The 24,075-nt window shown below is 39.8% G+C and carries 20 protein-coding genes and 3 tRNA genes; 10 read left to right on the forward strand and 13 right to left on the reverse strand.

The genetic code is table 11. The features are described from left to right. The first annotated feature begins 387 nt into the window (after positions 1–387). Positions 388–1,470, forward strand: coding sequence for an efflux RND transporter periplasmic adaptor subunit (locus H5181_RS18360; protein WP_182751711.1), 1,083 nt, complete (start codon positions 388–390; stop codon positions 1,468–1,470). Then, a complete protein-coding gene (locus H5181_RS18365; protein ID WP_182751713.1) occupies positions 1,467–4,562 on the forward strand; it encodes an efflux RND transporter permease subunit in 3,096 nt (1,031 codons plus the stop codon). The genes H5181_RS18360 and H5181_RS18365 overlap by 4 nt, the downstream gene beginning before the upstream one ends. Positions 4,563–4,786: 224 nt before the next feature. Here the strand turns inward: H5181_RS18365 and H5181_RS18370 are convergent, their stop codons facing one another. Beyond that, positions 4,787–5,215 (reverse strand): PaaI family thioesterase, encoded by a 429-nt coding sequence (locus H5181_RS18370; RefSeq protein WP_182751725.1) that lies wholly within the window; start codon positions 5,213–5,215, stop codon positions 4,787–4,789. Between the two features lie 89 nt (positions 5,216–5,304). Then, a complete protein-coding gene (fadE, locus tag H5181_RS18375) occupies positions 5,305–7,752 on the reverse strand; it encodes an acyl-CoA dehydrogenase FadE (protein WP_182751715.1) in 2,448 nt (815 codons plus the stop codon). 248 nt (positions 7,753–8,000) lie between these two features. On the opposite strand from fadE, the gene H5181_RS18380 reads away from it, so the two are divergent. Next, positions 8,001–8,777 carry a class II glutamine amidotransferase gene (locus tag H5181_RS18380; protein ID WP_011637333.1) on the forward strand — a complete coding sequence of 259 codons (777 nt, stop codon included), beginning with the start codon at positions 8,001–8,003 and terminating at the stop codon, positions 8,775–8,777. Here the strand turns inward: H5181_RS18380 and H5181_RS18385 are convergent. The 3 genes from H5181_RS18385 to H5181_RS18395 form a co-directional block, all read right to left on the reverse strand. Further along, positions 8,763–9,722: a DUF3108 domain-containing protein gene (locus H5181_RS18385; protein WP_182751726.1), complete on the reverse strand. Its 960-nt coding sequence runs from the start codon at positions 9,720–9,722 to the stop codon at positions 8,763–8,765. The genes H5181_RS18380 and H5181_RS18385 overlap by 15 nt on opposite strands. A gap of 75 nt (positions 9,723–9,797) precedes the next feature. Beyond that, complete coding sequence (locus tag H5181_RS18390) at positions 9,798–10,142, reverse strand: MGMT family protein (protein ID WP_165871067.1); 345 nt, start codon at positions 10,140–10,142, stop codon at positions 9,798–9,800. A gap of 116 nt (positions 10,143–10,258) precedes the next feature. Continuing rightward, the gene (locus H5181_RS18395) at positions 10,259–10,942 is read right to left on the reverse strand and encodes a hemolysin III family protein (RefSeq protein ID WP_123778243.1); all 684 of its coding nucleotides are present in this window, start codon (positions 10,940–10,942) and stop codon (positions 10,259–10,261) included. Between the two features lie 254 nt (positions 10,943–11,196). Between H5181_RS18395 and H5181_RS18400 the strand changes: the two genes are divergently transcribed. Further along, entirely contained in the window at positions 11,197–11,835 is a 639-nt protein-coding gene (locus H5181_RS18400; RefSeq protein WP_182751716.1) for a hypothetical protein, read from the forward strand. A 71-nt stretch (positions 11,836–11,906) separates the two neighbouring features. On the opposite strand, the gene rrtA is transcribed toward H5181_RS18400, so the two are convergent. Next, entirely contained in the window at positions 11,907–12,536 is a 630-nt protein-coding gene (gene rrtA, locus H5181_RS18405; protein ID WP_182751717.1) for a rhombosortase, read from the reverse strand. Between the two features lie 185 nt (positions 12,537–12,721). Further along, complete coding sequence (gene queC / locus H5181_RS18410) at positions 12,722–13,429, reverse strand: 7-cyano-7-deazaguanine synthase QueC (RefSeq protein ID WP_011637339.1); 708 nt, start codon at positions 13,427–13,429, stop codon at positions 12,722–12,724. Positions 13,430–13,639: 210 nt separating this feature from the next. Here queC and queE point away from each other — a divergent pair, with 210 nt between their 5' ends. Then, positions 13,640–14,308 carry a 7-carboxy-7-deazaguanine synthase QueE gene (gene queE, locus H5181_RS18415; protein WP_182751718.1) on the forward strand — a complete coding sequence of 223 codons (669 nt, stop codon included), beginning with the start codon at positions 13,640–13,642 and terminating at the stop codon, positions 14,306–14,308. A 94-nt stretch (positions 14,309–14,402) separates the two neighbouring features. On the opposite strand, the gene H5181_RS18420 is transcribed toward queE, so the two are convergent. The 4 genes from H5181_RS18420 to H5181_RS18435 form a co-directional block, all read right to left on the reverse strand. After that, entirely contained in the window at positions 14,403–15,464 is a 1,062-nt protein-coding gene (locus tag H5181_RS18420; protein ID WP_182751719.1) for a PLP-dependent cysteine synthase family protein, read from the reverse strand. Between the two features lie 347 nt (positions 15,465–15,811). Continuing rightward, positions 15,812–15,896: transfer RNA gene (locus H5181_RS18425), tRNA-Tyr, on the reverse strand. 30 nt (positions 15,897–15,926) lie between these two features. Then, a tRNA-Tyr gene (locus H5181_RS18430) sits at positions 15,927–16,011 on the reverse strand. Between the two features lie 88 nt (positions 16,012–16,099). Beyond that, a tRNA-Tyr gene (locus H5181_RS18435) sits at positions 16,100–16,184 on the reverse strand. 125 nt (positions 16,185–16,309) lie between these two features. Here H5181_RS18435 and H5181_RS18440 point away from each other — a divergent pair. The 4 genes from H5181_RS18440 (at position 16,310) to H5181_RS18455 (ending at position 22,031) form a co-directional block, all read left to right on the forward strand. Further along, positions 16,310–16,798, forward strand: a complete 489-nt coding sequence (locus H5181_RS18440) for a VC2046/SO_2500 family protein (RefSeq protein ID WP_011637342.1) — start codon at positions 16,310–16,312, stop codon at positions 16,796–16,798. Between the two features lie 726 nt (positions 16,799–17,524). Next, entirely contained in the window at positions 17,525–18,484 is a 960-nt protein-coding gene (locus H5181_RS18445) for a hypothetical protein (protein WP_011637343.1), read from the forward strand. Between the two features lie 715 nt (positions 18,485–19,199). Beyond that, entirely contained in the window at positions 19,200–19,487 is a 288-nt protein-coding gene (locus tag H5181_RS18450) for a DUF406 family protein (protein WP_182751720.1), read from the forward strand. Positions 19,488–19,826: 339 nt separating this feature from the next. Beyond that, positions 19,827–22,031 carry an EAL domain-containing protein gene (locus tag H5181_RS18455; RefSeq protein ID WP_182751721.1) on the forward strand — a complete coding sequence of 735 codons (2,205 nt, stop codon included), beginning with the start codon at positions 19,827–19,829 and terminating at the stop codon, positions 22,029–22,031. Between the two features lie 190 nt (positions 22,032–22,221). Here the strand turns inward: H5181_RS18455 and H5181_RS18460 are convergent, their stop codons facing one another. Next, a complete protein-coding gene (locus H5181_RS18460) occupies positions 22,222–22,713 on the reverse strand; it encodes a YchJ family protein (RefSeq protein WP_182751722.1) in 492 nt (163 codons plus the stop codon). A 4-nt stretch (positions 22,714–22,717) separates the two neighbouring features. Further along, positions 22,718–23,305, reverse strand: coding sequence for a nuclear transport factor 2 family protein (locus tag H5181_RS18465; RefSeq protein WP_259397083.1), 588 nt, complete (start codon positions 23,303–23,305; stop codon positions 22,718–22,720). Between the two features lie 125 nt (positions 23,306–23,430). Between H5181_RS18465 and H5181_RS18470 the strand changes: the two genes are divergently transcribed. Further along, on the forward strand, positions 23,431–23,955 hold the full coding sequence (locus tag H5181_RS18470; RefSeq protein WP_182751723.1) for a Smr/MutS family protein: 525 nt from the start codon (positions 23,431–23,433) through the stop codon (positions 23,953–23,955). Positions 23,956–24,075: the final 120 nt, after the last annotated feature.

The following is a 24,075-nucleotide window of genomic DNA, read 5'->3' on the forward strand; positions in this document are numbered from 1 at the left end:
CATTTACAAGTAGTATTCCTAACATACTGACTTCATTGTTGGGTAATCACAATATTAGGCAGTGCCCATTTCAACAGTGAACACTCTTAATCTGAGCAACGACGGAATCTTAAGCCCAACACTATTTGTCACAGCATGTGTCGAACAGTTTGGATGTCCATTGTTTAAATATTCAAATAATGAGTAAAGCTAATAAAGTATGCATAAATTCTGCTAATAATGTGAATTAAATGCATATTTAGCGCGGGTGAACTATTTGTTTAATCTGTTCGTAATTTGTAAGCAAAAGTAAAACAACTTGATGTGAATGTATTGCGAAGTACAATTACTTTAGATAAAAAAATCATAGATATAATTCATTCAACCTTTGATGGTTACGGACTCGAAATGAAAAAGATAATCGTACTGATTGCCATAGTGCTAGCGGCACTGTCGGCTTACTATTTACTGGCTCCTAAAGAAGCGATAGTTCAACGTCCTAGGCCAATACCTAATGTGGTGGTTGCCAAGGTGGCTATTATGCCTATTCGTGATGAAGTCGAAGCATTAGGTACGGGTAAAGCCTATGAGTCTATTATCGTTACCTCTAAAGTTACTGAAATTGTCACCAGTATTAATTTCAATGATGGCGATTTAGTTAAAAAAGGCGCGCTATTAGTACAACTCAGAAATGACGAACATAAAGCCAAAGTAGCCGTTACCGAAATTAAGTTAGTTGAAAACCTCCGCGAATTAGATCGTATCCGATCATTGGTTACCAGCAAAACGATTGCAGAATTAGAGCGCGACCGTTTACAAAGTTTAATTGATACCACTCGTGCAGAAGTGGCTCAGGCTAAAGCTGCACTCGAAGACCGCGCAATTAAAGCCCCATTTCCAGGTAAATTAGGTTTACGCCAAGTGAGTGTGGGCAGCTTAGTGACCCCAGGTGAGCAAATTAGTACCTTAGATGATGTCAGTAAAATCAAATTAGATTTCTCTGTGCCAGAGCGTTTTATCCAAGAATTACAACCCGGCAAACTCGTTGAAGCTAAAGCTGTTGCTTATCCAGACCGGATATTTAAAGGTGTAGTTACTTCGATTGATAGCCGCGTTAACCCAGATACTCGAGCGGTGGTTGTGCGCGCGGTAATGCCTAATGATGATTATAAGCTACTGCCTGGCATGCTGATGAAAGTGCGTCTTATTAAGCAAAGTCGCGAAGCATTACTATTACCTGAAGCTGCAATTATTCCGATTCAAAACAAGCATTATGTTTATGTAGTAAATACTGAAAATGTTGTCGAACAGCAACAAGTTACTTTAGGCAGCCGAACACGTGGTTGGGTTGAAATAACCGATGGGCTTAAGGTTGACCAACAAGTGATTATTCGCGGGATTTTAAAAGTTCGACCAGGAGATAAAGTTCAAGTTGAACAAGCCGAAAACTTTAAGTTTGCTCAAGTAGAAGGTATGGAGAAGTCAGCATGATATTAACTGACTTATCGGTTAAACGGCCTGTTTTTGCATCTGTTATCAGTATCTTGCTGATTGTTTTAGGGTTAGTCTCATTCGATAAATTACCCTTGCGGGAATACCCAAACATTGACCCGCCTATAGTGTCAGTCGAGACCAGTTATCGCGGCGCCAGTGCTTCAGTAGTTGAAAGCCGAATCACTCAACTTATCGAAGACCGAATAAGTGGCGTTGAAGGCATCCGCCATATTAGTTCGTCAAGCAGTGATGGCCGTTCAAGCGTTACCATTGAATTTGATATTAATCGTGATATTGAAGCCGCAACCAATGACGTTCGTGACCGTATTTCAGGTTTATTAGAACAGCTTCCAGAAGAAGCTGATGCTCCCTCTATTTACAAAGCCAACGGCAGTGATGAAGTCATTATGTGGCTCAATTTGGTCTCTGACCAAATGGATATCTTGCAGCTTACTGATTACGCGAATCGTTATTTAGTGGATAGATTTTCAGTCATCGATGGGGTGTCAACCTTGCGTTTGGGTGGCGGCAAAGTGTATGCGCTGCGAATCTGGATTGATCGCCAAGCGTTAGCATCGCGCAATCTAACCGTGTCTGATGTCGAAGCTGCATTACGTTCTGAAAACGTGGAGTTACCTGCGGGCTCTATAGAATCGAAAGAGCGTCACTTTACGGTGCGCTTAGACAGAGTATTTAAAACGGCAGAAGATTTTTCTAACCTAGTAATTAAGCAAGGTGATGATGGTTACTTAGTCAAATTAAGTGATGTCGCCAAGGTTGAAATTGGCTCAGAGGAAGAGCGGATTATTTTCCGCGGTAACAAAGAGGCAATGATTGGTTTAGGGGTCAGTAAGCAATCTACCGCTAACACCCTTGAAGTGGCGCGCGCTGCTAATGCATTGGTCGACAAACTTAATCCAACATTGCCAGCAGGAATGGAGATCAAACGCTCATACGACAGCTCGGTGTTTATTGAAGCTTCTATTGATGAGGTTTATCAAACACTGTTTATCGCCATGGTGTTAGTGATTATCGTTATTTACTTGTTTTTAGGTTCTGTGCGAGCGATGTTAATTCCAGCCATCACAGTGCCCGTATCCTTAATGGGGACGTTTATAGTGCTATATGCACTAGGGTATACCATCAACTTACTGACCCTATTAGCGATGATCCTTGCGATTGGTATGGTGGTTGATGATGCCATTGTGATGTTAGAGAATATTCATCGACGGATTGAAGAAGGTGATTCTCCTCTTAAAGCAGCCTTTCTAGGTGCGCGTGAAGTGGGCTTTGCCATTGTGGCAACGACTTTGGTGCTGGTAGCTGTATTTATGCCTATTACCTTCTTAGAGGGCGATTTAGGCAAGCTGTTTAAAGAATTTGCGGTCACCATGAGTGCGGCTGTGATTTTTTCCAGTATTGTTGCGCTAACACTAAGCCCGATGATGTGCTCAAAGTTATTAAAACCTGCAGAACAAGATCCTTGGCTGGTTAAACAAATCGATAAAATGATGAGTAAGATATCGGGCTGGTATTTAATAACCTTACAGGCAGGGGTTAAGCGACCTATTTTAGTGTCATTAATTGTTTTAATCTCGTTTGCATTAAGTAGTTTTTTACTGAATAAAATCCCTCAAGAATTTGCTCCACAAGAAGACCGTGGCTCGATGTTTTTAATGGTTAATGGGCCTCAGGGTGCCAGCTTTGAATACATTGAAAAATACATGGATGAAGTTGAAGGCCGCTTAATGCCTTTGGTCGAAAGTGGCGATATTAAGCGCTTATTGATCCGCGCTCCTCGTGGCTTTGGCACCGCATCAGACTTTTCTAACGGTATGGCCATTATCGTTTTGGAAGATTGGGCTGAACGTAGAAGTGCCAATGAAATTATTGTTGATATCCGCAATCGTTTATCAGATTTAGCTGGTATTCGTGCATTCCCGATTATGCGCCAAGCTTTTGGTCGCGGTGTAGGTAAGCCAGTGCAGTTTGTGATTGGTGGCCCAAGTTACGAAGAATTGGCTGATTGGCGTGACATTATGCTCGAGAAAGCCAAAGAAAATCATAAGCTCATTGGTTTAGATCACGATTATCAGGAAACTAAACCTCAGTTGAGAGTGGTGATTGACCGTGAACGTGCAGCAGATTTAGGTGTCTCAATTGCTCATATTGGTCGAACCTTAGAGTCGATGCTTGGTTCGCGCTTGGTGACAACCTTTATGCGCGATGGTGAAGAGTATGATGTGATTGTCGAAGGTAATCGTGACAATCAAAGTACCGCTACAGATATGGAGAATCTTTACGTTCGTTCGGATCGCTCGCAACAACTGATCCCGTTATCGAACTTAGTCTCGATTGAAGAGTTTGCCGATGCTAGCTCGTTAAATCGATACAATCGTATGCGTTCTATCACCTTAGAAGCCAATTTGGCCGATGATTATACGTTGGGTGAAGCGTTAGATTATCTCAACCAGCTTGCAGCGACTTATTTACCTGCAGAAGCAGTGATAAGTTATAAGGGGCCATCGTTAGATTACCAAGAGTCAGGTAACTCAATGAACTTTGTCTTTTTACTCGCATTAGGCATTGTGTTTTTAGTGCTTGCGGCACAGTTTGAAAGCTATGTTCACCCCATGGTGATCATGTTAACCGTTCCGTTAGCAACATTAGGGGCCCTAATTGGGTTATGGTTTACCGGTCAAAGTATTAATATTTACAGTCAAATTGGCATTATCATGCTGGTTGGTTTGGCGGCTAAAAACGGCATTTTAATCGTTGAGTTTGCCAATCAATTACGAGACCGTGGTGTTGAATTTCAACAAGCGATTTTGCAGGCTTCGACTCAACGATTACGACCTATTCTAATGACCGGTATTACGACTGCGGCAGGGGCTATTCCATTAGTGTTATCCAGTGGTGCAGGGGCTGAAACTCGTTTTGTTATTGGAGTCGTGGTGTTATCAGGCATTTTACTGGCAACCTTCTTTACCTTGATCGTTATTCCTGTTGCTTATAGCTTGTTTGCTCGTAATAGCAGCTCACCAGAAGCGGTCGCTAAGCAGTTAGAGATAGAGTTAAAAGAAGGCTAATCGCGTCAACATTGATGTGCAAGCCTTGAAATAACCGGAAATTGGGATAAACAAAAGCCAGTCATGTAAGTGACTGGCTTTTTTGTTGCTGTGTTTTCTACGCAAACAACCTTTGATTCAATACAATCTCTAAACTCAGTGACAACACAGAATGACATCACTAATGGAATGAGTATTATGATCCCGTTTCATCTAGTCGTGCAAAGTACCGTTTAGCCTACTATCTAAGGGCGAAGTATAAGGCAGGTCGCTGTAGCAGTAGCGAGTAACTTACCTTCTTCAGTGGTTAAGGTGCCTTCAGATATGCCTAACGACTTTGATAAGTTCATTAAGCTTCCCTTTGCGATTAATCGCTGGTTTTGTGGCACAGGGCGAACCATTTTAACGTTCAAATCAATGGTTGAATAACTTACCCCAGCAGGGAGTGCAGAATGAACTGCGCAAGCTGTTACTGTGTCCATAACCGTTGCTGCAAAGCCACCGTGTACACCGCCCATCGGATTTAAATGACGTTCATCTGCATGCGCTTCAAACGTTACAGTGCCTTCACTGACTTCAATGGCTTTCATCGGTATGGTTTGAGTAATAGAAGGGGCTGGTATGTCGCCATTTATCATAGCTTGCATCAATTGTAATCCGCTTAACTGTTTCATCATTATCCTTCTAACATCATTAAACTGTAGAGATGAAAAAGGGTAAAGCTTGCGCTTTACCCTTTTTATTTTAGGTTTTAACCTAGCAGCTAGGCTGCTTTTTCTTGCTTAGCTTTAGGTGCTAGTTGCGCACGAAGCTCATCGGTATCGAAATCATCAACGTTAATTGATTTTAAGCGGCCAATTTCAGCTCGTTCAAGTAAAGCTATTTCGCTGTCGCTTAACACACCAAGCGCTTTACCTTCTGCAGCAACTTTATCTAACCACATAAATGGCAGACGCTTACCAGCAGCTTTACAGACTTTGTCGTACAGTGGCTCTGCGGCAAGGATATCTTTAAACGTTTGTTCTTGGATACCTACAGCATTGAACTCAGATGCAGTCCAGAACTGGCCTTTACCTAAACGGTCACGGCTAGCACAAGGCGTTTGCATAATCTTAGCCACTTTGTGGTCTAATACATCACTAGGACGCTTAATCGGACGACCGAATGGGAAAATAACGGCACGAAGTGCAATGCCTAATCCCATTGGGAAGTTGTTCAGTAAGTCATCTAACGAATCTTGTAACTTGTATAATGAATCTTCAACCGCCCATTGAACTAAAGGTAAATCTTCAGTTAAACGACCGTCATCTTCATAACGTTTTAGCGTTGCTGAAGTTAGATACAGCTGGCTTAATAAGTCACCTAAACGAGCAGAAATACGTTCTTTACGTTTAAGGTTGCCACCTAACGTTGCCATAGCTAAGTCAGATAATAATGCTAAGTTAGCACTGAAACGGTTCATCTGTTGGTAGTAACGCTTGGTTTTATCTGAGTAAGGGCTATTCGAGAAACGAGATGAGGTTAAGCCCATCCAGAAGCTACGAATAAAGTTAGACGTTGCAAAGCCAATATGGCCAAAGATAGCCGCGTCAAAGTTAGCTAAACCACGATTTGCGTCAGTATCAAAAGCAGATTCCATTTCGGCCAATACATATGGATGACAGCGAATTGCGCCTTGTCCATAAATGATCATTGAGCGAGTTAGAATGTTTGCACCTTCTACAGTAATCGCAATCGGTGCAGCTTGATAGCCACGACCTAAGTAGTTATTCGGCCCTAAACACACACCTTTACCGCCGTGAATGTCCATTGCATCAATAACACACTTTTGCATTCTGTCGGTTAAGTGGAATTTAACGATGGCTGAAACAACCGATGGCTTTTCACCTAAATCAATAGCGGTAGTGGTTAATGTTGCCACTGCATCCATTAGATAAGCATTACCGCCTAAACGTGCCATTGGCTCTTCGATGCCTTCTAACTTACCGATAGGTAATTTAAATTGACGACGAATACGTGCATAAGCACCGGTAGCAACCGCAGCCGTTTTAACGCCACCAGCTGAGTTTGAAGGTAAGGTAATACCACGACCTACAGATAGACACTCAACCAACATTCTCCAACCTTGACCAGCCATTTCTGGACCACCAATGATGAAGCTTAATGGCACAAACACTTCGTTACCGCGTGTTGGACCATTTTGGAACATACAGTTCAATGGGAAGTGACGACGTCCAGTTTCAACTCCTGGAATGTCAGTAGGAATAAGCGCACAAGTAATGCCTAATTCTTCTTTATCACCTAGTAGGTGATCAGGGTCGCGTAGTTTAAACGCAAGCCCAAGTACGGTAGCAACAGGTGCTAAGGTAATGTAGCGCTTGTTCCAAGTAAGTTTCATACCAAGCACTTCTTCGCCTTGGAATTCACCTTTACATACAACGCCGAAATCTGGGATTGAGCCAGCATCACTACCTGCTTCAGGGCTAGTCAGTGCAAAACATGGCACTTCTAAACCTTGAGCTAAACGAGGTAGGTAATGATCTTGCTGCTCTTTAGTACCGTAGTGCTGTAATAACTCACCAGGGCCTAACGAGTTAGGAACACCTACTGTTGAGGCTAGTTCGCTACTTACACCAGCAAGTTTTTGTAATACACAAGATTGAGCATAAGCTGAATATTCAAGCCCGCCGTACTTTTTCTTAATGATCATCGCGAAGAAACCGTGATCCTTTAAGAACTGCCATACATCTTGTGGCAAGTCACCTAGCACATGCGACACTTCATGTTGATTAAGCATTTTACACACTTCTTCAACGGGTCCGTCTATGAATGCTTGCTCGTCTGCGGTTAAACGCGCTTTAGGATAGTTATGTAATTTGCTCCAGTTAGGGTTACCGGCAAATAAATCTGCTTCCCACCACGTTGTACCTGCTTCAATGGCTTCTTTTTCAGTAGAAGACATTTCAGGCATGATACCGCGATACACTTTTATCAGCGGACGACTGATAAAATTCTGTCTGAATGATTTGATGTTTAGTGGCAGCGCAATGACAAGGAATACAATCCATGTAATTACACCAATAATATCCAAAGTGCTACCGACAACTAACACAATCGCCGCAGCAATTGTTGTAGACAATAACGATACCTGCAGGTATGCCATGGCGCCGAGCACAAAGATCATCGCGATGATCCAAAGTAGGGTGGTCAATGTACTTCTCCTTAAAGCTATTTAAGTAGACAAATAGCTTATTTTATTATTGATCTCATTCACAAGAAAGAGCGTGGTCAGACCTGTGTCACGTAAAAGTTAACCTTATGAGCCCTCGAATACAAGTGTTTTTCAAACAATTGTTTAAATATTTGTGTGTCAGAAATATTCCACTCAATAAGCTTAGTAGATACAATACGTTCTACAAAAGTGTTTAGCTCAACATAGCAACAGAAAAGGCAAGGCAAATGTGTGAATTACTGGCGATGAGTGCCAATGTGCCAACGGATATTGTTTTTAGTTTTACAGGCTTAGCTGAACGCGGTGGTGTTACCGGTCCTCATGTTGATGGCTGGGGAATTACTTTCTATGAAGGTAAAGGTAACCGTACTTTTAAAGATGCTTGTCCTAGCAGCAAATCACATATTGCCGAACTTATTAAGTCATATCCGATTAAAAGTGAAATTGTGATCAGTCATATTCGTCAGGCAAATCGAGGTTGTGTATCGTTGGTTAATACTCACCCATTTAGTCGCGAGCTATGGGGCCGTTATTGGACTTATGCGCATAATGGCCAATTAACAGATTATCAAGCTACCTTCTCAGTATCACGCTTTCAGCCTGTTGGCGATACTGACAGTGAGCTGGCTTTCTGCTGGATATTAGAGTCTGTAGTTAATAAGTTTGGCGAGTTTGAACCTGAAAACATGAATGAAGTGTTTCAGTATATAAGCCAACTTGCGGATGAAATAAGACAGTTAGGTGTGTTTAATATGTTGTTGAGCAACGGCATAGACTTAATGACTTATTGCACTAACAACTTATGTCATATTACCCGCCGCGCTCCATTTGGACAGGCAACGTTGATTGATACTGATGTTGTCATCGATTTTAGTCAGGAAACCACACCGAATGACGTGGTGACTGTGATTGCGACTCGACCATTAACCAACAATGAAAATTGGGTGGTTTTACAACCGGGTGAGTGGAAGTTATTCCGTAAAGGCGAGCTAATCAACGGCTAACTGTTTAATTTCGTCTAATTCAGACTCACTAATACCAGCTTCATTTTCAGCTTCAGAGATCAGTTCATCCACAGCAGTTGAAGCTTCAGGCTTAGGGCCATCGATGACGACAGGCGTCATGGGTGGCAATGGTTGTTCAAATTGGTAGCTTGCTAGCTGAATATCGAGTTGCTTACTGCCTTTAGAAAAATGGCTTAAACGTACAGGTAGATAGGCTAAATCAGGCGCCATCCAGAAAAATGTTTGTCTTTTGGTACTGTCACGCACCACTTCAACTTTAACCGTATCGTAAGTGCCGCTTTTTATTGTGACTTTTTCTTTGCCTATAACTCTAAATTGATAGTCATCGACTTCTTTTTCTTTGACCATTTTATAATCTAATGGGCGTATATTGGCCGCGAGGTCCATTCTGAATTGTAATTGAACCATTAACGGATCAAACACTTTTTCTTCATATGGCAGTTTTAATGCTTCTTGCTTATAGATGGTGTGAATAAATTTCTGTGCTTTGGCAAATGCAGTCTGTTCGGTGTAATCACTGCCTGTTCCAGTGCGTTCTTGTATGTATCTAAATGGCACCAATTTACCGTTTTCAAGGGTGAATTCGCTGGTAAGATGACGCTGATCAGACAGCATTAATAAGCTGACATCGCTGTCGAAATGATAGCTGTAAAAGCCGCTGTCGGTTGCAGGTAAACGATAATTTGCTTCGCCTAATTCGAAACTGCCATAAAACACATTGTATTTTGCACTGTGGGCCGTTAATGGCGATAAAATAGCAGCTTGTTCAATGGCACTTAATGAGGCCGGGACATCAATTTTCTCGAGTTTTTCTGCTATCACAGCAGTTTCTGACACAGTCAATTTAACCGTAGACTCAGTATCTGCAGTGAGTTGTTGGTTGTCAGAGGCCTGTACGAATAAGACAGGGCTAGTGCACAACATCAGAGTGAATAAGCGAGTTAATTTATTGACCAATGTATAGTTACCTTAAAGTTTAGAATTCTGAATAGGCTAAGATTAAAACGGTAATGTCATTACTAAGGTGGCTAGATCGGGTTTCCATTGATATTGAGACAACGAAATCTTGCCTACGTTCACTGTTATACCTTCTAATCTTAGTAATTCTTGCTGTGTTTGAAAAGGTTCGGTATTTTTTGCGAAGGAAATCCTACCTTGACTATTGATAACCCTATGCCATGGGAGCGCAAGCGTTTCAGGCGCTAATTTTAATGCTCTAGAGACATAACGCGCACGACCAGGTAACCCTGCTAAATCAGCGACAATTCCATAAGGTAGCACAGTGCCTTGAGGGATAATATTAACAATAAACCATATTCGCTCCATTGGCGTCAGTTTAGTCATGTGTTTCCATATAGCGTCTTTAAGCAGAGTTAGCTGTGTATTAGCAACAGATAATAGAAAAATTGCGGCCATAGTACAACCGCAATTTTTTGAGAAGTGATATTGTCTTTAGAGCGTTATAGTACGGTGAGATAAATACATAAAAAATGGCTGAATGCCCCACCAAGCACAAATAAATGCCAAATGGCGTGATTAAACGGAATGCGTTTTCCAACATAGAAAATCACCCCTAGACTATAAAATAAACCGCCTACAAGGAGTAAGCTTAAGCCTAAGTCACTCATGTGAGTTTTTAAGTCGCCCATCACAGTGACACATAACCAACCCATCACTAAATACAACACCACACTAAAGGCCTTAAATCGACCGATAAACAATGTTTTAAAGATAACCCCGCCCAAAGCTAAAGACCAAATGGCAGTAAGTACCACAGTGGCTTGTGTGCTTTGTAAACTAATTAGCATCATTGGCGTGTAAGTGCCTGCAATCAAGGTGTAAATAGCACAGTGGTCTGCCATTTTATAGCGTTTGCGCCACAATGCACTTTTGCTTGAGTGATATAATGTAGAGGCAAGAAACAAAGCGATAATACTAATACCATAAATTACAACACCAGTAATTTGCACAAAGGTTAAATGATCGGGTGCTTTTATCAGCATTAACATTAAGCCGATGATGCCGGCAACAATACCTAATGCATGTGAAAGGGCATTGGCTTTTTCTTCCGCTTGGCAGTAATCTGATCCAGTGGATTCGATAACTGTTTGCTGAGATGCCAGAGTGTTTGATAATGAATTCATAATATCCTGTAAATAGTGCTGATTGGATTTTGAGCACCGCTAGTCTATCAGTCTCAATACTTAATAGCTATATTTAGGTGAACACGTGTAAGCTGAAATTGAAGTGTCCATTTATGTTACTTATAATGCTAATTTAACGCTCGATAGGGTAAATATTTGTTAATTCAATTCATCCATAAACCTCATAAAAAGGTGCTACTTAATGAGGTTTATAACGTTATACTTAACCGATCATTCTTGGTGAGTTAGTCTATATGCCTGAAAAAAACCATCAGTCGAGTTCGCTTCAATCTACTACAACTAATAGCGCTGTTCCGCATTGGGGCAACATGCCATCACCGCGGGTTGAAAATGCTAACATTGAATTTAACAAAGACGTGACACCTTTTGTTGAGAAAGAAGATGAAGTGATAGATGAAAATGAATTACAACATCATCAACAACAAGTCGCTGATAATATTCAGTTGCAGTTAACGGGTGCGATTGGATCTGAACCTGCTAGTAGTGAATCGTTACTACAGCCAAACGAATCAATGATGAGTGGCAATGTTTGGCAGCGTTTTTTGGCTGTAGTCAGTAAAAGTCGTTACACAACATTGATAGTGATATTTATACATGTGTTCGTTATTACTATTGCGTTGCTATTTGGACGTGTTGATATCAGTGGTATGACAGAAGTTCCTGTGATAGAACCTTCGACTAAACCATTACCGCCATTAAAAAGTTATCTTATTACTCAAGCTGAATACGATAAATTAGTTGAGCGAGCACAATCAAATGCCACAGTTCAATCTACCGAATCTGAATCTGAAAAAGTGACTGTTCCAGGGATGTCTGAGGAAATGGATGGACAAGAGATTGAGTCAGAGTCTGCAGAACCTATAATCAATTAAGCGCACATACCGTTTATCCAGTATGTGCCCTAAAACAACTACGCTTAAGTCAATACAGTTTACGTGTAGCGTTAAGGCAGGTGGTGATATTTAAAACGATGGGCAATCGTTGACCAGCACAACGCGCACAATATTCCACAAATAAGACCAACCAGATGTGATTCAGTGGCAACTCTAGCATTAATTAACTGGGTAATACTGCTCGTCGCACCAAATACCTGCTCGTATCCGACTTTAATGATCACGCCAAGCAACAGTAAATAACCTGAACGGTAACCTTTGCGAATGTCCATTACTGCACCAAAAGCAAACAACCCATGTAACAAACCACTTAAGCCTACATAAGCTTTTAGACTAGGATAAAAGAAATATAAACCAATACCTTCTAATAAACATAAACTGAGAAACAGTAATATCAACTTGCCTGGATGACGCTTGTAATGGACTTCATGTAAAAATACAATCACCCAAAATCCTGCCAAATTCATCAGCAAATGCCATAAATTAGTATGCAACAGGTTACCGGTGATTAATCGCCATATTTGTCCATCAGTAATGGCGTTATATTGATAACTTAAATACTGATCAATAGGCAAAAATGCTGGCGTAGGTATATCTCCTGCAAACAGCCCAATACAAATAAGGCTGATGACAACAACAAAGTGATAAAGTCCAACAGTGTTTGATTTATGATTTAGCAAAATATCCTCTTTGCGCACCGTCAAAACAAGCCAATTTAATTTATCCAAAAACACTAAACTTAACTGTAGCGCAAAATTGCCGCATAGCGTTAACCTGTGTGCATTTTTGGTTTCGTCATCCAAATAGCGCTGCGGCAGAGCTGCATTAATCCGTTGCAGTTAGTTACAGTATGTTATCGATATTGTTATAGCTTACTGTTTAATGAGTCCATCACTGATTGACTATTTTGCAAGTAATCATCTAGGCCACGTTGACGTAAGACACAAGCGGGGCAGTCACCACAACCTTTACCAACAATACCGTTATAACAAGTTAACGTTTGATGTTGTACTAATGCTAATTGCTGATATTTATCAGCCAGTGCCCAAGTTTCAGCTTTATTGAGCCACATTAATGGGGTAATTATCTTAAGGGGTTTATCCATTCCGAGTGCTAATGAGTTTTGCATTGATTGAACAAATTCATTACGGCAATCTGGATAGCCTGAAAAGTCGGTTTCACACACGCCGGTAATAATGGCATCGCAACCTAATTGGTAAGCATATATACCCGCAAGAGTTAAAAATAAAATATTACGTCCAGGCACAAAAGTATTCGGCAAACCATTATTCATCAGCTCATGTGATACAGGAATAGCATCACGTGTTAATGCTGAAATGGCTAACTCGTTTAATAAGGTGGTATCCATGACTTTATGGCTAGCTAGTTTCAACTCAGTAGCCAAGGATTTTGCCACTTCGATTTCTTGACGATGGCGTTGGCCATAATCAAATGTTATCCCGTGTACTTCGTCATATTGAGATAAGGCTTGAATAAGGCAAGTGGTTGAATCTTGACCGCCACTGAAAACAACAAGGGCTTTAGTTGGCGTGTTTTGCTTTGCATCTGACATGGATATACTCTTAACGTACTGAACTGACTGGTAAGATCGGAGTGATCAACCCCTAGTGGTCCAGGTAAATAGAACTGATATGTTACCTAAGCCAGACCCAACTGCAAAGCCATAGGTGTAAATACTTGCAGCTAACGTTAAAATACTCTATAAATGCCGACCCGTTATAAGCCAGGTAGCCAATACTTGTCTCTAGAAGTAAGGTAAACGATGAAATATCCCGTTAACGAAGTATTTGAAACAATACAAGGTGAGGGCACTTATACTGGTGTTCCTGCACTGTTCGTTCGCTTGCAGGGCTGCCCTGTAGGTTGTGCATGGTGTGATACAAAGCAAACCTGGGATGTGTTACCCGAAAACAAAGTGACCGCAGAGCAAGTGATTCAGGTCGACGGCACCATCGGCAGATGGGCTGATCATACTGGCTATACGTTACTGCAAGCATTTCATGATAAAGGCTTTACTGCTAAGCACATTGTGTTAACCGGTGGTGAGCCATGTTTGTACGATTTGACTGAATTAACCACGATTTTTATTGAGGCTGGTTATCAGGTACAAATAGAAACCAGCGGTACTTTTGAGGTGAAATGTCATACAGATGTTTGGGTGACTGTATCACCTAAAATCAATATGAAAGGTGGCTACAAGGTACTCGAACAAGCATTAAATCGTGCTAATGAAATTAAACATCCTATCGCCACTGAACACCATATTGATGAATTAGATAAATTATTGCTAAATATTGATGTCACTGATAAAACCATTTGCTTACAACCTATTAGCCAAAAGGCGCGCGCAACAGAACTTGCCATGAAGGTGTGTATTAGCCGTAACTGGCGTTTATCGATACAAACACATAAGTATTTGAATATTGACTAAAAGCGTTTATTTAGTGTTCATTATGACCACTTGTTTTTTACGAAACAAAAAAAGCCGTTGAATCAATATTCAACGGCTTTTTAATTTTAACAGGTTAACGAAGTAAACCTGATTGATTAAACGTGGCGAGTTTTTCTCGGTAGTGTTCAAAACAGCCAATATTGTCTTCTATCCATTGTGGGTTGTAATAGGTATCAAGATAGCGCTCACCCGCATCACAAATTAAGGTCACAATAGAACCTGTTCGACCTTCGTTACGCATTTGTGTTGCTAACAGCAACGCCCCATATAAGTTAGTACCAGTAGATGCGCCTGTTTTACGCCCTATGAGTTGCTCTAACCACTGAATCGTTGCGATTGAGGCGGCATCAGGGATCTTAATCATGCAGTCAACTACACCAGCAATAAATGACGGTTCAACACGTGGCCGACCAATTCCCTCTATTTTACTGCTCTTTTCGCTAATAATGCTCGCGTCACCATTGTGAAAGTAATCGTAGAATACAGAATTTTCGGGGTCGACGACGCACAACTGCGTTTGTTGCTGCTGATAACGAATATAGCGGCCAATGGTAGCGCTGGTGCCACCAGTACCAGGACTCATTACAATCCAGCTTGGAATAGGATGGGGCTCTTTTTCCATTTGGATAAATATAGAATCAGCAATATTGTTATTACCTCGCCAATCGGTGGCTCGCTCAGCATACGTAAATTGGTCCATATAATGGCCTTGCAACTCAGCGGCTAATTTTTCTGATTCAGCATACATTTGACTACCATTATCGACAAAATGACATCGCGCACCATAAAATTCAATTTGTTGAATCTTCTTTTTAGCAGTCGTTTTTGGCATTACAGCGATAAAGGGCAATCCAAGTAATCGCGCAAAATAGGCTTCAGATACAGCGGTGCTCCCAGATGAAGACTCAATAATGGGAGTGTCTTTTTTTATCCAGCCATTACATAGCGCATACAGAAATAGTGATCGAGCTAAACGATGTTTTAAGCTACCTGTTGGATGAGTACTTTCGTCTTTTAAATAAATGTCTATACCATCAAGTTGCGGAAGATCTAATTTTATAAGATGTGTATCTGCGGAACGTTGATAATCGGCTTCTATTTTTGCGATGGCCTGATTGACCCAAGTAGATGACATGCAATAATACTCGTTATTCCAAAAAGGAATAAATAATAACTAAAATGTAAAGTTAAGAGTAGTGTTTATCGCTATCAGCTAACATATATTTTAAAAAATGCTGATGTTGAGTTGCATTGATAAAAATAGGTGGAAGAACGAGGTAGTATGGAAAATGATTTTGTGAGAAATACCAATGAATTAAAAGGATAACATAAGGTTTACAGGTTGTATTAGTGGGTTTGTTTTTTGTAACAAAGAAAAGGTTGTTTGTAGAATATAAACGAGGATTTTGGGTCAGATGAATCAATAAGAATAACATTCGGTAATTAAACTAAGCAGTAATAAACTAAGCTCGAGATGTAAAATGGTGGAGGGAGAAGGATTCGAACCTTCGAAGGCTGAGCCGTCAGATTTACAGTCTGATCCCTTTGGCCACTCGGGAACCCCTCCACAGCAAGATAAATAAGATTAAAAGAAAGATGGTGGAGGGAGAAGGATTCGAACCTTCGAAGGCTGAGCCGTCAGATTTACAGTCTGATCCCTTTGGCCACTCGGGAACCCCTCCACATATTTTCTTTTTTCTTACTATCTTTTTACATTCTAACTATTTACATCTTTAACACTTTTAAATTTACACTTTGTAGCAACGCAAATGGTGGAGGGAGAAGGATTCGAACCTTCGAAGGCTGAGCCGTCAGATTTACAGTCTGATCCCTTTGGCCACTCGGGAACCCCTCCTCAATTGCGGTCGCCATAGTAGTCAGAAACCTTTTATATGTAAAGTACATAATTGAATATTTTACTAAAGTTTATGACTGTTTGGTCGATAAAATAGCATCGAGCAGTAGTGGTGATGTTTTTATATGCAAATTGAGTCAACATTAGTCAATGAGTTACAAATAGGGAGCCGATTAAACGTTGCGATTGAAAACAATCGTCGCGGTGAATTTGGTTTGCTGTTGGCTATGCTGTCAATTGATGCTCGCGATATGGCTCAATTTCAATTAGATAATGATGTAGAGAGCACACAAAAACTGCGACAACGATTTTCTGTACCTCAACCTCAATTATTAGTCGATGATATTTCTGTTCACCCAGACACTATCGATAACGCGATGATATTTCAGCAACAAGGTGCACGTCAGTTTCAACTTCAACAAGCATTAACGCCCGAAGCATTAGTGATTAGAGGTTCTCAATCAGATTCTATGGTTGAAGTATTAAGTAACTGCGACTACCTAACTAAAAATAAAGCGATTAATGCCTACCAACAACATACCCCGTTAGAAGATATGCACTTTTTAGAACAATTGAGCACGCAACGTAAGATATCTAGAATTTTATCAAATTAAGATCGCAGAAAAACGCATGTAAACCTAAAAAAGTGCAAGTGATAACTTAATGATTTTTAAAGTATAATATAAGATTCAAAAAATAACTCTCAACGACCAGCTAATAAATGTGAGTAATAAGCAGATCTGGATCAAAAAGGACCATCGCCAACAAACATATATTCAATAATCACCTCGAAAGAATGAATGTTCTGGTGCATAAAAACATCACGTTTTAACCCTTTTTGAAGTCTGAACTATACTCAGTAGCAGAGTAATAACAGTGTAAGGTTCCTCATAAAATAATTTTTTGTTTTATGTTCTATACGCAACAATTTTTCTGATTATTTTGGTATTCGGTTGGGGCGTATATCCCAATTATTTGACATTGTAGTGACGAACTAAAGCTGATGCTCTATTTGCTGAAGATGATGCAATACCAATCGAACTAAATTAAGCGTTCAGAGATTGAGCTGGAGCAATTAGCACTTACTAGCCGATGTTACAGGAGCTAGGTGTTCTTACTTCAAAACTGACTACACGGTAAGGTTAAAATCGTTTATCTTTGAATTAACATGTTGATATGATGATAACCGGTTGCATTTTTTCCCCTTGCCCTACAAACTCTGATCTCACCTTAATCGGATTACTGTAACCCTAAATCGAAATCATAATTTTTAAGTTCCGTAAAACAATAAGTTCCGTGAAACAAAATGAGATATCGTTATTCTCAATTAAGGAGCAATAATGGGATTTTTACTACTTTTCTCAATGAGTGTTATCAATTACTGTTTGAAGCGCCTTCTAATCGCGACAGGAATGTTCTCTTTCATGCTTTCTACTATCGGATTAGTTGCCATCGCGCTGGCGGCAACTAATCACGCCCATGCTGAGGTCATTGATATTGTACGTTTTCATCAACCGCACCCTAAGGAAGATCTGCGCTACCTTTATACTACTGAATTAATAGAGCTCTCATTAAAGAAAACCCAACCGCTTTATGGGGATTATCGTATCCAGCAATCTCATAACCCCATGGCGAGGGATCGTGTTTTAAGGCAGCTAATCAAAGGGCAAACAATTAATGCTTTTGTAGCCGCAACCAATTCAGAATGGGAAAGTAAAACTATTCCTATTCGTATTCCAATTTTCAAAGGTTTGCTTAGTTATCGTTTATTATTAATTAATGCCAAAGATCAATATAAGTTTAATAAAATTATCGATGCAGAGCAGCTTAAGCAGCTACAAGCCGGACTCAAACCACAGTGGACAACCACTTTGTTAATGCAAGCCAACAACTTCCCCATTGTCAAAGGAAATACCTATAAGGGCCTATTTGCTATGCTCAGTCGTGGTAGATTTGATTATTTCCCACGTGGAATCAATGAAATATTTGTTGAATTTGATAAAAATCATGATCAATTTCCTAATATTGTCATTGAATCAAACTTGGTGATTTATTTACCATCGCCATCTTATCTATTTATTAGCCAAACTCATCCGAGGCTTGCAGAGCGTATTTCGACCGGACTGGAAATGATGGTAATTGATGGTAGTTTTGATGAGATTTTTTATCGCTATCATAGTGAAAATATTAAAAAAGCAAAACTAGAAAATAGACGAGTTATCAACATAGAAAATACTTGGCTTCCTCCTTTAACACCTTTATCTAACAAATCATTATGGTACCAACCTGATTTCAAATAATGGTATTAAGCTCACTTATAAACTTGCCTTATAACTATTAATTGGTTATTAAACAGCATGTTAAGTTGTGTTTGTTTGTTTGTTGGTTGGTTTAACTAGTGAGAAATCAGATCTAAGCTTAAATCCTATTAAAATATAAATCAGATTAATTTGATGAATATGACTCTATATTCTGCACTTATTCGCGTACTTGTTCGATTAACACTTTGCATTTTACTACAGCTCCGGTGATATCGGTTTTAATTGCTTTGAGTTTAGTGTCTTGGCCTCACAGTTAAATTCTTGCATCATCAAGTTTAAACGACGGGAACAGTTCCGCCATTTTAAAGTCCGTTACACACTCTGAAATGTGCGAATCTACGCGATCTAATTCTTATGTCTCGTCTGATTTTTTGCTAATTCCACTAACTCTTGCTCTACGAGTGCTGTCTAAGTCCATCAGTGTATCTTGACACTTTTTGAGAATCCTAGGTTTTTCTATGAAAGTCGCACTGACATGAATTCACGCACTTTTTTTGCTGATCGTTTACCCCAACTAAGCGTTGGTATTATAAATACTGCCAATTATTTACAACTGGCTTAACTGCTGAGATATCAGTCTATTATCCTGAGACAATCAATTAATTTTTGATAATTGTGAGCATGGTAAGTAAAAGCCTGCCTAAACTGAGTTATATTTGCCGTTTGACGTTGTTCAAACTGATGGGGTGACATAATGATTAAGCAAATTAAACAGCAGCAAGGTAATGTCAGTGACAGTTGTACTGAATGCGGCAGTTATGTAGATATTGGCGCTGTTGTGGAAGCAGAAGATACGATATTACTGCTTAGCTTTGTAGGAGACGATGCCTTATTGCAAGCTCAATCTATGCAGCAAGTGGCTCAAGAGCGTTTTCCTGAGACTAAAGCTGACATTATTGATGAAGATAGTGCTATTTCTTTAAAGCTTGATTTTGCGTTCAGCGTAGAGAAAATGATTTTTCAACTTGAAAATCAACTGTAGACTTCAGTCATTAGTATTATAAATTAAAGCGGTCATATAATTGTTGTTAAACACTTTTTTGTGGGAGTGAGCTGAGCGTGTCAACTATCCAAATAAAGCGTAACAATATATTAGTAAAGGATTGCTGTTTTTGAGTATCGCGTGTAATGTGCTTTACTTAACTGAAGGTATAGTAGCTCATGGTAATGTAATGCTATTGAGGCTTTTTACGCGAACTTCACTCCCTGTGTATTATTGTTACATTGTCACTCAAATTCTGAATGTCAGAACTAATAAAAACAAGTGTACTGAGTTAATAATGTAAAAATTTAGGGTTATGAAGCCAATTTCGGGATGTAAATGAATCGAAAAGAGCAACAGCACTTATTGGAATTAATTGTAAATTCCAGTGCTAAACAACAAGGTGATTTCACAAAAACCGCAGAGTTGGTGTGCCAACTTCTGCGTGAGTATTTCACTGCATCATTTGTGTCAGTTTGGACTCTGGTCAGTAAAACCGATAACGATGACTTTACTGCTGATGACAATTTCATTTGTGAGCATACTTTAGTTGCAAGTAAGATTGACGAAAAGTTGAGTCATTCATCTCATTTGAGACAAATCACAATAGATCCTCAGTATTTCAATGAACTACGGTCTCACCGTTACATTTTATCTTCTGACAATCCGCATATTAATCTGGTTCAAACATTCTCTGATTACTACCAACATCACAACATCGTCACCAGCATTGATATTGCCATCCGAATCAATGGCCATATTGAAGGTGTGTTATCGGTTGAAAGTTGTGCCGATGTCAATTGGATAAAATCAGATATTCAGTTTGCGATTCAATGTGCTGACCAATTAGCGTTGACGTTAGCTACCCGTAATACTTATGATAGTAATGAACAAATTTACTTATTGCGTAATGCAACCGAACAATCAGAACATGTAGTGATGCTGGTGAATACCGATAGTCGAATCATCGAGTACGTTAATAGTGCACATGAGAAAATGACAGGTTTACCTCGCGCTACGGTTGAACATCATAGTGCTTCAAGTCTTGATATTTTTAGAAATACCCCGCAATTACTCGACCATATCATCAGTAAATTACGTAATAGTGAGATTGTGAAAGGTGATCTTAAACTCGCGCGAATAGATGGCAGTGAATATTGGCTGAATTACCACATAACCCCGTTCGTAACAGAACAGGGTAAGCATTATGCGTTAGTGTCTAGTTATGACAATTCGGCTGAATATTTACACAAAGCAGAATTAGAGCGTTTAGCATGGCATTGCTCATTAACAGGCTTACACAATCGCAGTCATTTTACCCCTCAATTAGATCGTGCCACTGATGGGATATTGATTCTTATTGATTTATTAGGCTTCAAACGCTTTAACGATACTAATGGTCATGCACAAGGCGATCGCTTATTAATTGAGACTGCTCGGCGCCTAAAACACTTTGCCGTATCAACTAATGCTATTGATGTTGCCAGAATAGGTAGCGATGAATTTGCGATATTATTGCCGCCAATGTTACCGGAAACGGATATTGAACAAATGATCGGCCGGCTGTATATGAATCTTGCCGCTCCATCAGTTATCTCACGAGAAAAAGTTGAACCTCACCCTGCGATTGCAGTGGTCGATATTAAGTCTGTTGTCGGGATGTTTGCCCCGTTATCTTGTGCTGATATTACCTTGCAATATGCTAAAAAGAAAAATGGGACTCATTACCAGTTTTTTAATGAAGCACTATTGGAAACATTCACTTCCAATGCTGAAATAGAGCGAGACTTACACCATGCTATCCGTGGTCGTGAGTTTGAGTTGTATTACCAACCTTTAATGGATTTGCAAAATAATCAGTATATTGGCGCTGAAGCGTTAATTCGCTGGAACCATCCTAAAAAAGGTGTGTTATATCCTGGTGCGTTTATTGAAATTGCAGAACAAACTGGAATGATTAATCAAATCGGTGAGTGGGTATTAGAAACGGCCTGTAAACAATTGAATTTGTGGCAACATAAAAACGTTAATATTGCGATGCATGTGAATGTAGCCGCGCGGCAATTTTTTAGCGGCAATCTGTACGAACAAGTTTGGCGGTTGATTACCCGTTATCACATCAAACCAAAGACTTTGATCCTTGAAATCACTGAAACAGAACTCATGGGTGACATTCGTTATGCTATTAATTTATGTCACGAATTAGCAGAGTTAGGCGTAGGTTTAGCGATTGATGATTTTGGAACGGGTTATAGTTCGATGAAATACCTTAAACAGTTTCCTATTTCGAAATTAAAAATTGATCGCTCATTTATTATGGATATCTCTTCTAGCCACGAAAGCCGTGAGATTGTCAGTGCGATTATTGCGATGGCAAAAGCATTGAATATTTCGTTAACTGCAGAAGGGGTTGAAACCAAAGAGCAAGAGGAATTTTTAACATTGAGTGCTTGTCATCATGCTCAAGGATTTTTGTACAGTCCAGCTATTCGGGTTAATGATTTCGCCTTGTTTATTAATGCCCATGAAACAATACAACACTAATTTATATCAGTAATGGATTCATTGTTTAGTGATAATAGTCCATTGTCGTGCTTATCTTGCTTTGTTTCATATGACTCTGTTACAACCGGTTTATTGAACAATCGTGCATTTCGTGATTGTTCAATACCGATATAGCAAGCCTGAGCCTGCAATGACATCAATAATATCCTAGGCATGTTGCACAGAAATGCTAACACATAAGCTTAGCGCAACATTGCTTAAATTTTTTGCCACTAGCACAGATACAAGCATCATTTCGACTAGGTAATCGAGTTTTCATTTGATGCCCGTGAGTATAAAACCAACAACCATCCTGCTTGATAAACGACGAACATTCATAAATAGCATCAATGTGTTTATCTTCAATAAACCACGCTTTAAACGTTACTTCGCCATGGTCAGACTCTTGTTTAGACGACAACACCTGCAACCCTAACCACTGGGCATCCCCTTGAGCAAGCTGTTGCTCTGTCAAACCGTGTAAATAGTCAGCATGATGCGTTATTATCAAGTAATGAAATTGTCTTAACACAAAGGCGCTATATCGCGAACGCATTAAATGCTCTGGTCGTTCTGCTACGGCATGACTCAAATGATAGGGTTCACAACATTCGCTGTAGAGCTGTTTATTGCCACAGGGGCAGAGTGTAGATTTGGTGTTTATTAAATCATTTTTGTTCATCGGGTCATTCTTGTGACGTAGCAGCGATAAATTGTCGACCATAGTAAAGATTTGGGACTGGTTTAGCATCATAGTAAAAATGCGGTGCAGCGTGGGTATTAGAGTCGACACTAATTTTCCACTGTTGCTTACTGTCTTTGGTAAACACAGTCACAAATTTACCCGCAAACTCACTAACCGGTTCGCCTGATTCTTTACCCGGGTGAAAACGTACTAAATAATAACCTATATCGGTTGCACTATTTGGCTCGCTATAACGTACAAGTACACGGAAATCGACTTCAAGCGTGGCATTTTTATGTTTAATTTTATTAAAAAATCGACTGTAAAGATTGAGTATGCTTTCTTTGCCACTAATAATGCCTCTATCTTGTGTTTCAGATATATACACGGCATCGTCTGTGTATATCTGTTCCATAGCAGATAAATCAAGTTGTTCAAAAGCGTTAGTCAATTTTGTAAAATTAGTATTCAATGTTTGGTGGGGGATCGGCTCTGCGCCATAAACATTCAAAGTGCTTACGCATAGACTCACAGCAAGTAATAATAAAGATAGCCTTGGCGTATTCAAAATGGTCAATATTCTTTTCAAGGAATGATTCTCTTTTAATCCAATGTAAATCAAATAATGGCAAGCGATACCGTTAGCATAACTATAAATTATTCATCAACTTTGCTAAAGGACTGAATCTTTACAAAGTATGTAGGAGGTGACATATGTCATTAAGTGATGACGAATTATTTTTACAAGAAATAGCCGATGTGACCCCTCTAAAGTTTGAACATCAACCAACATCCGCTCAAGTATGGCTTAATCCATCGAGTTTAACAGATGCACAACTAGCAAAGCGAGCGGCTGCTGAACAACATGAGTTGTTACAATTATTACCTACAGAGCCTTTTCTGTTTACTCCAGTTAAGCCTGATGATGTAGTGAGTTATAAAATGGATGGCATTCAAGACGACGTTTTTAGACTACTCAGGCTTGGAAAGTACCGTGTTCACACAGAACTAGACTTACATGAATATCGACTTTTACAGGCACGTGATAGCTTGATTAATGGTGTGTTGAGTGCTTATGAGAGCGGCGAACGTAATATATTGGTTATTCATGGTAAGGGCTATAAAAGTAAACCTTATCCAGCGTTGATGAAATCCGCGGTTTGTCATTGGTTACGATCTATTGAGTCCGTAATCGCATTTCATTCAGCCACTAAACAGAGGGGTGGGGTCGGAGCCTGAGGGATCCCCACGAATTTAATAGGATGCTTGTGGGTCCCTTACTAAATTTTGAAGCATCTTAATTGCTGACATCCAATGCCATTTCAACAGCTTCAAATTCTTATCCTTGTAGGCTCTCAA

Source organism: Shewanella sp. SG44-2 (genome assembly GCF_014164215.1).
GTDB lineage: Bacteria > Pseudomonadota > Gammaproteobacteria > Enterobacterales > Shewanellaceae > Shewanella > Shewanella frigidimarina.